This is a genomic window from Caballeronia sp. LjRoot31, assembly GCF_964253885.1.
Classification (GTDB): domain Bacteria; phylum Pseudomonadota; class Gammaproteobacteria; order Burkholderiales; family Burkholderiaceae; genus Caballeronia.
The window spans coordinates 1,608,078-1,620,631 of sequence record NZ_CAXURX020000001.1 but is presented as its reverse complement, the minus strand read 5'-3'; the positions used below and the strand labels follow the sequence as shown (position 1 = coordinate 1,620,631).

Here is a 12,554-nt window from a genome sequence, read left to right as displayed (position 1 = left end):
TACGTTGATCAACACCCACACTGACGTGGATCCTCTTGCCTTGACAGTCGAAATGGCAAACCTTCTCGCGCAACACAAGCGTGTGCCGTTTTTTGGAGTGAGACCTTTTCGACAACACCTCGGGGTGGCTGCCGCCGAGCTTGCCAGCGAACTGGCGGCCGAGATCTGTCGACCGTCTGACGTCCCGCTTGCCGAGATCGCCGATGTTTTCACCAATAAGCGCGGCGAAGCGGCATTCGACGCCTTCCTAGACCGAAAACTTTTTGTGACAGAGCTGGACGAACGCAAGACCCCAGTCCATCGGTAGCTAGTCAGCCCGATGCAGAACCTGCTCTACACCACAAACGGGGACAAGCTGTTCGAACTAACCTCGAGTCAATACGGCAGAAATTATCGCAAGGTTTTCACCGAGAATGATTTGGGCGAAACGGTCCCTGGTGAACCACTGCTGAACAAGTTTCACGACGACAGGTCGTGCCGGAATCACTGGCTTTTGGCACAAGGTCGTACCAAAACCGGATGCAGTCTTAGGATCATCCACTCAACGTCAATCTTCGCGCCGACCGGTTGTCGCAAAAGGTCTGCCCGGTGAGAAAGAACTTCGATAATCGTTGCCGCGATGCGTTCGGCTGAAGTACTACACGACGTGAGATGACGGGAGGGGCATGTCCGCTTCCCGTACAATACGCGCCGCATCTTCCGCTACAAAATGTGGCGGAAGATGATTCTGTTCGCGTCAGCGACAATAGGCTCGCCAAGAACGTTATCGGTCCAAGGCGGAAAATGCCGCCATTCCTATTCTCATATCGATGCCAGAGGCCAGAAGATGAAGGCGACGGGAACGCTCAAGCCATGGGCACAAACACCGTTCGAACTGCTCCGGCACGCCGAAGAACACAGAAGAAGCGGAACCGATTTCGATCGACGCATCGCACTAGTCAGCTTTGACAATAGCATCGAAGTTTCTGTCATCACCTATCTTTCGCTGAACCCGATCCAGCGAGGTGGCCGTGAATTCGAACGAGCCGCCGTCGAAAACTGGATGAGAAACTTCCACACGAAGCTGGCGTTTCTCGAATCATATGCAAAGGGGCTTGACGTACCGATAGATGTAGAGCGCACAGCGCTCGTTTACTACCATAGGCTGCGCAACGACCTCTATCACGCGGGCAACGGGATGGTACCCGCCAAGGACCACCTGCTAGGAATCCGTCGCGGCGCAGTCTGGGCATTCTCACTGCTCTTCGAGTGCGACGCCGAGGCGCTGCTCGACGCCCATCTGGGTGCCGGCGAGCCTCCCGCGGCACCATCGGAATCTACAGCGCGTACCGCGGTCGCCATCTCTGCCGCCACGACGTTCCTTCAGGCCTTTTTGTCGGCGAAGGAAGTCGCGGAAGAATTGCTTGAACTGCGCGGCAAGGCGGCTGATTTCACCGATCTGCTGGCGACGGTTCGTGCGACCGGTGAACTCTCTGGCCTGCAAGCCGACTCTGCGTCTCCGCAACTCTTCGAAAGTCTGGCGAAGGCAGAACATGTAAAAGATCTGATCCTGCAGGGTGAAACGCCTGACAGTGAGGCGCCGCTGCTTGATTCACTTGCGGACGCACTGGATACGCTTGCGATCCGTCTCAAGTCCACTCTTAGGACATACCAGCAAGACATCGCCATGAGCGCGATGCATGCGACGCTTGCCGCACAAACCGGCAATCGCCGCGCAGGAGTAGTCACCCAGCCAACGGGCTCAGGTCTCTCCGGTTCGCTGCTGGCGTATCTCTCCCTTTGTACACAGCATCCGCAGCTCAAAAAGCTCCGATTTATTGTACTGACCGACAGGCGCGTGCTTGTGGAGCAGTTCGCTGACCTGTACCAGAATCTGCTTGAGTCTGACACGCAAAGAAAGCTCGTCGCACCTGACGGCGAAGCGGAGCTTGCGCAAGTGCTTGACGCCAACTCATCTGATGTCGTCGTCACCGCAGTGCAACAACTCGACGCACTGGCCGGCCCATTTCTCGGGGACGGTGTAGTCATTGGCTACAACTTGCGTTTGACGGCGCATCCCGTTACCTCCCGGTTCCCACGTGGCATCTATATATTGTTTTTCTCGGGGGCTCTCGGGTCAATGAAGACCCGGGAACAGGTTCGCGAGATCTTCGGTGAGACGATCCGTAACTTTGCATTCCAGGACGCCATGCGCGAGGGACTCTTGGTGCCCGTGCTGGTGAGGGATTACGCAGTGGATGCTTTGTCCGGCAATGATCCCGAAAGAGGTCGTAAGCGGCGGCAACACCCGGAGCCCACGCTGGAATTGGTTGCGCGCACGGCGATAAGAGACGAGACGAACCCCGTCAGCTCGTTTGCGGGAAAGGCAGTGATCCTCGTGCCGGATCTCGACTCCGGCGCAAGAATGATCGCTGCAATTGAGCGACTGCGGTGTGAACAACCGGATGAGGCTGCCAACACCGCAGGAGTTCACGCCTTCATGTTCGGCTCTACGTCAAAGCCCGAGACCGCCAGACTGCTTCACCAGTTTTGTCATTCGGCGTCGCCGGATGTGCTCGTTACGACGCCTGCGCGTCTCACCGGCCTTGATCTGCCAATCGTCGACCGGTGTTACGTGACTTGTGCCATTCCGATTGCCGCCCGCGTTGCAGTATTTTCGCTTGTCAGCCGCCGGCAACCGGACAAGACTGAGTCGTATATCCATGATTTTGGCGAAAATCACTGGAATAATCTGGTCGACGAAGGACTTGAAACGATCGCTCCACTCGATGACTCGCTCTGATCGGCTGTGCGCAGGTAGGGCGGGTAACAATCTGAAGCGGCTAACGGAAGGAACGCACGAAACAACATGAGCGACAAGACAACAACGACACGGGGGGCTGCCGGCGGTAGTGCAAGCACGGGTGGAGCAACCTTCGCGTCATTAATCGCAGCCTGGTGTGCAACCCGGCTACTTCTTGCGACACGTGCGTCCCTACCTTGGGACGTGCCGACAGGCACTTCCATTGGCAGCATCGCGTGCGAAAACGCATCGGACGTCGATGACCTTGTCGTTCATCTGAATCCGGTCGGTACCATCTACGTCCAGATCAAGCATGGGCTGAAGGCGAGGGCGGAACTGCACAAGGCACTTGCGCAACTTGTGAGGCAGTTCCGTCACCCGACGTTCTCGCACCTGACTGACAGACTCGTCATCGCCACCGACTATTCTGCATCGTCGACCATACGTACTGATCTGCGCACGGTGCTTGAGCGCTGCCGACGACTCCCAGCCAACGTAGCACTCGAAACTTGTGCGACGAACCGGCCGGCGAAAAAGGTGCTGGCGAGCGTGACCGCGTTCTTCGAGCAGGAATGGAAAGTTCTCTCGGCGGATACGCCGGCCACGCAGGAGGACCTGCGAGCGTTCCTGCATTGTGCGCAAATCTGGGTGCTTGATCCGATGTCCGGGCCGGACGACAAAACCTGCATTGAGTTGCTTGCGAGCGTTGTCAACGAAACCAACGCATCCCGCACATGGGAGCTTCTCGGCACGCACTGCCTGAAGGCTGCATGGCTTAGACAGCCGTTTGATCGCCCTAGCCTGTGGGACCTGCTGGACTACAAAGGTATCATCGCGTCTACGCGAAAGATGCCGCTTGCCGACTCGATAGCCAATACCACAGAATCAGCACGAGCCATGACGATCGATCGAGTTAATCATCGGATCCGGCTCAAAGGGTATTCTGCCGACTGGTACGTTGAGCGACAGGACCTTGATCATCATCTGGAGACGTTTCTGGAGTCAGGCAGCCGGATCATGGTCGTGAGCGGCGAGTCTGGTCGAGGCAAATCAAGTTGGTGCGCGAACCATTGCAAGTCGCCCTCCCAGCGGCCGACCCTGCTCGTACGCGGCGACGATCTTCTTGCCGCCGACGAGCGCCTTTTCAAGAGCTTCTCCAGATTGCTGCGCGCGTGGGTCGGGGATCACCATGGCGCGGTTGTACCCGAACCTGAACTGCTGGAGTGGTTCCAGCACACGCCCCTGCTCATCTTTGTCGACGGCCTTGACCGCGCGCCGGGTGATTTTTCCAGCGCCTTGCGCCGCTGGCTGGACGGGACGCTCGGTGACCTATTGGCGTCGAACAGCAAGCTTGTTCTGACTGCAAGGCCGGAGACAGTCGCGGGCGTATCGGCAGTGCTCGATCAGTCCGACTGCGTCTATCAGATCGACCCGAAAAAACGAACAGTGCCCGTAGCCGATTTCGATTACGGGGAAGCTATGTTTGCAGCCCAGCTACGGGGGAACCCGTCGCTCGCGCGGTACCGGCATCCGAGCATGATGGATTTTTGTGCACGCATGCAGTTGAGAAGTCACGACGACTCCTTGACGTGGATCGAGGTAATGTCGCGCTTTTTTGCTCACAGGATCGGTGAAGTCGTCGGGGAATACGGCCTGCTCGATCCTCGCACTCGGGATTTCGTCCGTGCTGTGGGCAAGATGCTGGCGAAGTCAGCCGACGGCGTGCTGACCAGGTCCAACCTCGCGTGCCTACGGCGCGAAGATGGCGCGGTTCTCGAGGCTTTGCACCGTGCCAACTTCATCGTCGATAACGGAGAAATCGCTCGCATCGAACCCGACGAACTGTCCGAATATGTGCAGGGCCGTTATGTCAGTGTCGCAGACACAATCGGTCGGCTCGAACAGGTTCGGCAACGGCCGCTCAAACTCGGCGCTCTTCGCTCGGCGCTGCTCGAGTTGGTCCTATCCGATGTCGAGTCCGCTCGAACGCACATCGAATCCGTTATCCGTTTCCTCGAAGCCACAGCAGACCCTAACGTCTTTGCGATGATTTGCGAAGTGTTACGGCAATTTGTGGACCTGAATTGCGCCAATGACACTGCCTGTCGTTTGGCAGTGATCTGGCGGGAAGACAACATTTTCCTGCACACGTCGCCTGGCGACCTTCTGCTGGAACTTCTGGCCGACAACCGCTGGGCGCCCATGGTGCGCGTTGCATTGCTGTGGCAGCTCGCAAGCAAGGAAAATGGATACGACTGGAGAATGAAACATTGGTTCACGCCCGAATACGCGGGCGCCCCCGGCGTCACACCGTGGCGTCCCGCAATGCTTGCTGCCTTAGCGGACGCGAAGACGGATGGCCTGTCTTTTCTGCTCGAACGCTTCGATATGCGGGATGGGCTTCCGCATACCACTGAGGCTGTCCTCGGAGAGGTTGCGCAGGGTGTCTTCCTGATGAGCGCTGAATCGCAGATGCTAAATGCGCTCACTCTGCTTGCCCGCGCGAAAACGAAAAGCCAACGTACGATGCTAACGATGCTCGCACAACGCTTTCCCGAAGCCGTTCTGGCGGTCCTGTATGAAGTGGCGCAGGGGCATATCCTTGAGCCAAGAGTCGTCTCCGGCATGCTCCTGGCTACACTGACCAATCGCGTTCCGGCACAGACGCCCGTCGTCGCGCATAAAATAAAAGCGCTGCCTCACATGGCTTCCTGTCATCGCCTTCTTTTGCGCGCATTGAGCGGGGCATGCGACGAGCCCGCAGCGTACGAGCTAGTGCAGGAGCCTGATTTAGAGGCGTATGACGTTAGGGCCCTGTCCAATTTTAGGGGATCGGCCCTTGCACAATTACTTGAAGTTCTAGCTCAACGAGTCATATCTGGAACGGCGGCACAGAGTCTTCTGCGTGAAGTTGCCGGTGCCGCGGGAGACGAGACCGGCGCGCGCACGGTGCAAAATTGGTGCGTGCGGGTATTGACGGCCCTCCCGTCCGCGGCGTCTGAACTTGCACATGTCGTGGAACAGATCATCCATTTTGCTCTGTTGGCGGAGTCCGCGGTACATGGATTAAGCGATCTTGCGCGCGATCTCGTCGACACTCAGGACAAGGTTGCCGGAAACTGCATGGTGTTCGGCTGCACGGGACACGGTACAGACGACATGCTCACTGCCGCAGGCGTGAAGTTGCGCTGGGAGATAGTGGACATCCTGATCGAGCGTGAGGTGGACAACGCGAACCTCGCAACGTTGGCATCGAACATTGCGACCCGTCATCCGACATCGCTCCATGCATTCTCTCGCGTGTTGCGCCTGTTGGATAAACATTCGTCTGTGCGCTTCAGCCAGCAAGCTGATGCTATGGCAAAAATAATTCCGCAGATAGGCGAGTTCGTCAACAAGGTCCGCGTTGCCCGTAGCACGGTCTAGGTGGTCACAAAACCAACTTGGTCCGACCGTCATGATGCGACACAACGGCTCAAGTCGAATCACAACGTTTCCCATTATGCTAAATTGATTTAAAGCAAGGTGCGGCATAGCTGAGACACATATTTGAGAAGGAGCGACGTCCGGTACCCGGACTTCTTATACTGGATCGGATCATCCAGCCTTATTTCCCGAACCGGACAGCACAGACCACAGTAGAACCGGGTTGTAAGTCCCATAAAGATGCGGAGTATGACGACGGCGAGGACGACAAAGATAAGCCGGACGTTGTCTCTAGCAGCGCGGATGACGGGGATTTCCAGGGGCGGCCTCAAATGTGAAGTGCAACACCTGTCTCGTATAAGGTGTTGCAATGTCCGAAAAAACTTCTTACCAACAACTGCAGCCCGAAGAACGCCTAACCATTGCAAGCTTGCATCTGCAGGGTTCAAGTATGCGAGCCATGGCTCGCATACTTGGGCGCTCACCGGGAACTATCAGCCGCGAGTTAATGCGAAACAGCTCTCCTGTTGGCTACGCATCGGTGCCCGCTGCAGCGCTTTGCAGCGCACGCCGTAGCGCGTCGCGTCGTCCCGCCAAGCTCTGCCCGCAAAGCGTCTGCTGGCGCATCATTCTCACCCTGCTTGAGTGGAAATGGTCGCCCCAACAGATATCGGGCACACTGAAGCGCATGTATCCAACCGACTCGACCCAGCGCGTCTCGCACGAAACCATCTACACGGCTATCTATGCTCAGCCGCGCGGCGAACTGCGCCGCCAACTCATTGCCTGCCTGCGCCACGGCCACAGCACGCGCATGCCACGCACGCGGGGCACAGACCGGCACGGACAGATTCCCGACATGGTCAGTATCCACCTTCGACCGCCCGAAATTGAAGACCGACCGTTGCCCGGTCACTGGGAAGGCGACTTCATCAAGGGGGCGAACAACCAATCCTCTGTCGGCGTTCTGGTCGAGCGCACCAGCCGCCTGGTGCTGCTTGCCAAGATGGAGGACGCCACCGCCGCGTCAGCGCTAGCGGGCTTCTCCGCTAAACTCAATTCGATTGTGGTGCCCTTACGGCAAAGCTTTACTTACGACCAAGGCAAAGAAATGTCGCGCCATCAAGAGCTTGCCGCCGCGACCGGCGTGAAGGTGTACTTCTGCGACCCGCACAGTCCATGGCAACGCGGTACCTGCGAAAACACTAACGGGTTGCTGCGCCAGTATTTGCCTAAAGGCACGGACCTATCGGTCTACAGTCAGGATGAACTCGACGCGATCGCCGACAGCCTGAACAGCCGCCCGCGCGCCACTCACGCATTCCATTCGCCATTCGAGGTCTTCGCCGCAACCCTTGCTTCAGCAAGCCAATCTCCAAGCTCTAAACACTAAACGCCCTGTTGCACTTCACCCTTGAAACCGCCAGGCCATACGGCAACATATCGACCTCCTGTTCTTTAGAGTCGATAGACGAGACGACCTCCAGATATTTCTGTCCGGGGACGCATATTTCTTCTACGATCCTCGCTACGTTACAGCGGCGAAGTATCACGGCCCCGCTTCTGAAAAGCCACTGATTCCAATCGACTAACCACGCCGGTCCGACACGCAGTGATGCTCAGCACGCCGCGAACCCGACTGCCTGGGCAACCGCGCATTGAGAACAGCCCGTGCTGCACAAAGCACAATCGCCTTGTTCCGGCTTTTATATATATATTTGAGGAGTTCTTACCAATGTCAATGAAGCAGCTCATGCAGCTTTGCGCCGAGCACCAGTTGGATGGGAGACAGACTGACACCTGCTGTAGGGCTGTGGCGGTTAATGCATTAGCGCCGGATAGCCCCGTGTGCGCATTCGCCATGGAGTCCCCGCAGGAATTGCTGTGGTTGATGAAGACTTCAGATTCAGCACATATGTACGTGGAGAGTGGCGTTTGTCACTTCAACGCCGTGTACTTCATGACGGACGGTTTCCCCGCGATTCGGATCTATTTCATGAAGACGCCATATCTCCCGGAAATCGCAAAGATCGGCGTGTTTCTCGAACGCAACGGTTTCAAGCTGCCGCTTCTATGTGCATCAGAACTTGCCCAAATGGTCGACGAGAGAGGCTATGCAGCACGGTATCAAGCATGGCATGAGCGTTGGCGAGCTCGTTCCAAGCAGTTCAAAGGTTTGGTTGACGGCCGAGTGCAGAACACGGTCGTTGAGCAGGGCATTTGGCTCGCAACCGATGGCTGTCTGATTTGTGGTGCTGACTATGGCTACCTGTCCACCGCGACGCTCGTCGGTGCCACCGGGATGATGATCGGTTTGCGCCTATGCGAGGAGCATATTGACGAGGCACGTGACCACGCCACGCTTGTCGACTATGTAGCTGTAAAGATGAGCCTTCCTACGCCATTTCTGTCGGGTATGCGACTTATCAAGAACCCGGGGGACATGCTTGAGATGTCTTGCGCGGCGCTGCGCGAGGAACTGCTTTGCGATATTGAGAGAATCGACAACACAATAACTGCCATCCGGCCGTCGGGATTTCGAGTGATCCTTCGTCAGGACGCGTTGGATAACTACGCCTATGTAATCCAGAATCCGAATGGGAAAATGATCTCGCGTATCGATTCCGCGGATCACCACAAAGTCGACTACGGTCCGGCACACGTGCACCGGGACTTGAGCAAGTCAAAGAAGAATCAGGTGAAGCCCAGCTTTACCTACGGTTTCGCTGTGATGGATATCAAGGGAATCCGGTCTTTGCTCCAACAGGCTGAGTCACTGTGGGTGCCGCAGTAATGGGGTGCCCGCTCTTGTCTGTAGTCAGGCGTGCGTTTCGCTTGATCATCGGCCCAATTGACTCCGGCATGGAACAACAGGAACTAGTAGCGCATGCCTAACGATGTGATGAAGGTGTGGCACGGTGCCCCTGCGCTCTTATCACAACAATATCGTACTCTGTGTTCTGCCCCGGTCTTCTTCTGCTCAGCGACATTGGCTCCTCGATATGCGGCTGACCGCCATCGCAATCTCAAAGATTCCACACGAAAATCTAACGCGTGGTCTATCCAGGGTGGGTTCCCTCCACCCATGCTGATCCGCCGCCTTATAGATCTTCCGCCAGGCTTCAGTGCTCTTAGCCGCATGTATGTATTTCCGGGCCGACACACCAACGTCGGCTAAGGCCGAATTTCGTCCCGCCAACCTTGCCGTACCTTTGGCCGCTGTACCTAACGGACTCAACCGGTGCATGTAACACGCGAAGACTGCGCGAGGAGGACCGTTGCAGATGAAGCAGCGACGCCGGACTGAAAAAGGAATTGTTGGAGCATTCGCGACGCACCTGGGCCTTTCGCCGTCCACGACGCCACACCCAGAAGACGGACGATCACCACACAGTGTCGATCAGCGAACGCCCAGACACAGTTGGGAGTCCTTCCAACGGAGACGGCACCACCCATTTCCATCAAACGGTTGAAGCGCCGCTTGCCCACTGGGCCAAAAACTCCGCGACCTTTTCTTCGATGTGGCTCTCGACGGTTTGCAATCGGAGCAAGGGGATCTTGCTTTTCCTCAAGATGCTGTCTTTCAATGCATCCCGCCCGGCTTGCAGCGCCGCGCCATGATACCCACCATCGACCTCGATCACGCCCAGCGGCGTTTTTCCTACCTTGAAATACAGCACAAAATCGCAACTGGCGCGGTTTCTCATGAAATCCAGCTCCGCCGACGTCAGTGCCTCGTTGGCCGATGAGGCCACCTGGATCAGGGCGATCTGGGAGTGAAATGTCATCGCCCGATGAGCATCTTGAGACAACGCATCACGCAGTATCTGTGCCACGATCTGCTCGGACTTATATCGAGAATCGCTTGCCCGCAACCTGGCGTTGAGCCTCTCAAGAGATTGATCGTATTCCTTGTAGAGCAGGTCGAAGGCCGACACGACGAGGGCGCGATGGATCTGCTTTTCATCCGCGTAGTATTCGATGTAACGCACCAGTGCGGCAATATGCCCGTTTTTTGCGGCAAAGACGTCGTCGCCCGTCACCAGCGTGAATTTGTTCTTGGCCCTCGATACCGCTACATTGACCAAGTGGGGATCATCCACAAAGCTCAGACCTCGCTCGCTACTGCGCTTCTTGTCCAGCACAGTGGAAAAGACAATCTCGTCGCACTCCCGACCCTGGAACTTGTGCACGGTGTCCTTGACGAAATCGGTCGGCAACTGCGCGCGAGAAAGCGTGACCTGCGCGTTGTAAGGGGCGATGAATCCCCGACCGTTCTCGCTGTCCCAGTCTCTCTCTCCATCCCATTTGAGCGTCTCGAGCAGTGAATCCAACTCTCTCCGATTCGAGTTGTTTCGCGTGTGGTTTCCCTTGGCTGTGACGAGCAGCTTCAACGACTTTTCGCCAGCGTCTTGCGTCATCGGAACGAGCTGGTTGTCGTAAAACTGCTGGTTGCAGAACTGGATGATTCTGGGGTGGCACCGGTAATGCTCTTTCAGCAGCGTCATCGGTATCGAATCATTGAAAACGCCGACGCACGAATCGAGCAGGCTGTATTTGTCGCAATCGTAGAATTCAGCGGGCGGGGCGATGCCCAGATTCGCCGGAATATGCGGGAGCTGCTTTCTGTCGCCGACGATGATCAGGTTTCTGGCGCAGCCCAGCGCAAGTATCCCCGGGACGATGTCCTGCTGCGAGGCCTCGTCGATAATGACATAGTCGAGAATCGCACCGCTGTCGATCGAGTTGACGATGGAATGCGTACTGCTACCGATAATCGGAAAACGCTTCACAAACGCATCGAACTGCGTGCGGTAACTCTCCGAATCGAACGCTTCCTGACGCGGGACATGCTGATGAAGATAGTGTTTGAGATGTTCCATCGACCCGATGGTCAGATCATCCAGCAATGCCTTGAAGTTGCCTCGCTCCAACGCTTCCCGATAAGCTGCCAATGCAGATTCTTTATCCTGTAGCGCTTTCTCGTAGTAGTGAAGCTGCAAGGCGTAGATCACGGACTTACGCTTTTCCCAATCATCGAACGGTTTCATGCGCAGGATCTTGAAATTGAGCAACAGCTCGATCCTGTCCTTGAGCCTGACGCGACTCTCGGCGAGATGGGTCAAATAGACCATCAGTTCCGAGGATTTTCGTGGGGACAGTCTGTATTTATCCAGAGGGACTGGCGCCGCCACCATGTTTTCGTGCTGCCATTGCAGCAGATAACGCTGCTCTATAGCCAATTCATCGATTTCGGCCTGTAGCCGCGCCACCGCGTTCTGCGCATGAAGATACTGCTTCAGCTTCTGCAGAACGGCTTGAATCTGATCCATGGCGGGCGCAGGCGCGGGAGCTTCACATGGCACGGCGGGTACGTCATCGAAGAAGTCCTTTCGATTCTCCGCATTACCCAGCTGCGCGACCAGGTAGTCCAGCCCTGCCTTGGCCAGCTTTTCGTAGACGTTCCCCACCGCGGCATTGTTATTGGAAAGGATAGCAACGGTCTTTCCGCGCAGCACGACATTGGCGATGATGTTCAATATCGTTTGCGTCTTCCCTGTGCCTGGCGGCCCTTCGATCAGGCTGATCTGCGAGGTGAAGGCTTGCTCCACCGCCTTGAGCTGGCTTTCGTTGATTCCAAACGGATATATAAAACCTCCCAACCGCTCCCGCGTTCGGTTTTGTCCCGTGCAGTAAGCGTGCAGTGCGGTGTCCTCGTGGGGAAGTATCTTCTCCAGTTGACGCAATACGTTCTCGGCGATGGGCTTCTTCTCCTGCTCTTTCGCCTGCTCTACCCGGGCTTTTGCCACGGCAACGAAATAACGGAATACCGCCTCGTCCTTGATCGTCGTTTCCGAGCTGAACGCAATACCATTCGCGTTCATCAGGTAGATTTTTTTACTCCCGCGGTACTGAACGGCGGCATATCTCCCACCATAGATCACCGCCCTGTCGATGGCACGAAACACCGCTCCCCCGTTTTTTGACAGGAGCTTTCCTTGCACCACTTCGGTGGGTTCAATTTTGCAATTGCTGAGCGGACTGCGATAAAACTTGCCGGAAGGAAAGTGGCAAATCAGCACCAGCTCCCCCTCTTGAGGGCCCCGCCTAATCTCCCAGTCGCTGATTTGGCTGGTCCTGTCTTCCCCGTTCACGCAGATGGAAACCATATGCCCCTTATGCAGGAGTTACTCAATTACACCGAGTTGTCGAGTGCCTGTTCAGCTAGCGCACTGCACTTCGTCAGTGCTGCCCGTAGATGCCCGATGGCGCAAGACGCGATCAGGCTGCTACTGCACGCTAGTAGCAGCTCCGAACAGGTCCGGATTTCGCCACGACACGGATG

The 12,554-nt window shown here is 56.5% G+C and carries 7 protein-coding genes; 6 read left to right on the top strand and 1 reads right to left on the bottom strand.

From position 1 onward, the window contains the following. Window positions 1–4 precede the first annotated feature (4 nt). The 6 genes from ACSQ8V_RS07080 to ACSQ8V_RS07055 all read left to right on the top strand — a co-directional run bounded on the left by ACSQ8V_RS07080 (window position 5) and on the right by ACSQ8V_RS07055 (window position 9,002). Window positions 5–307, top strand: coding sequence for a hypothetical protein (locus tag ACSQ8V_RS07080; protein ID WP_436205293.1), 303 nt, complete (start codon window positions 5–7; stop codon window positions 305–307). Between the two features lie 414 nt (window positions 308–721). Then, the gene (locus ACSQ8V_RS07075) at window positions 722–2,782 is read left to right on the top strand and encodes a DEAD/DEAH box helicase family protein (protein ID WP_436205292.1); all 2,061 of its coding nucleotides are present in this window, start codon (window positions 722–724) and stop codon (window positions 2,780–2,782) included. A 66-nt stretch (window positions 2,783–2,848) separates the two neighbouring features. Further along, on the top strand, window positions 2,849–6,208 hold the full coding sequence (locus tag ACSQ8V_RS07070) for a hypothetical protein (protein ID WP_436205291.1): 3,360 nt from the start codon (window positions 2,849–2,851) through the stop codon (window positions 6,206–6,208). A 110-nt stretch (window positions 6,209–6,318) separates the two neighbouring features. Then, window positions 6,319–6,546: a DUF3732 domain-containing protein gene (locus tag ACSQ8V_RS07065; protein ID WP_436206606.1), complete on the top strand. Its 228-nt coding sequence runs from the start codon at window positions 6,319–6,321 to the stop codon at window positions 6,544–6,546. 32 nt (window positions 6,547–6,578) lie between these two features. Continuing rightward, window positions 6,579–7,601: an IS30 family transposase gene (locus ACSQ8V_RS07060; RefSeq protein ID WP_436205290.1), complete on the top strand. Its 1,023-nt coding sequence runs from the start codon at window positions 6,579–6,581 to the stop codon at window positions 7,599–7,601. A 342-nt stretch (window positions 7,602–7,943) separates the two neighbouring features. Further along, window positions 7,944–9,002, top strand: coding sequence for a toxin-antitoxin system TumE family protein (locus ACSQ8V_RS07055; RefSeq protein ID WP_436205289.1), 1,059 nt, complete (start codon window positions 7,944–7,946; stop codon window positions 9,000–9,002). 667 nt (window positions 9,003–9,669) lie between these two features. On the opposite strand, the gene ACSQ8V_RS07050 is transcribed toward ACSQ8V_RS07055, so the two are convergent. Next, complete coding sequence (locus tag ACSQ8V_RS07050; protein WP_436205288.1) at window positions 9,670–12,378, bottom strand: AAA domain-containing protein; 2,709 nt, start codon at window positions 12,376–12,378, stop codon at window positions 9,670–9,672. Window positions 12,379–12,554: the final 176 nt, after the last annotated feature.

Bases quoted from the DNA above. Each gene is read 5' to 3' on its own strand.
- ACSQ8V_RS07050 (WP_436205288.1), bottom strand. From the start codon at position 12,378: ATGGTTTCCATCTGCGTGAACGGGGAAGACAGGACCAGCCAAATCAGC.
- ACSQ8V_RS07075 (WP_436205292.1), top strand. From the start codon at position 722: ATGATTCTGTTCGCGTCAGCGACAATAGGCTCGCCAAGAACGTTATCG.
- ACSQ8V_RS07055 (WP_436205289.1), top strand. From the start codon at position 7,944: ATGTCAATGAAGCAGCTCATGCAGCTTTGCGCCGAGCACCAGTTGGAT.
- ACSQ8V_RS07060 (WP_436205290.1), top strand. From the start codon at position 6,579: ATGTCCGAAAAAACTTCTTACCAACAACTGCAGCCCGAAGAACGCCTA.
- ACSQ8V_RS07070 (WP_436205291.1), top strand. From the start codon at position 2,849: ATGAGCGACAAGACAACAACGACACGGGGGGCTGCCGGCGGTAGTGCA.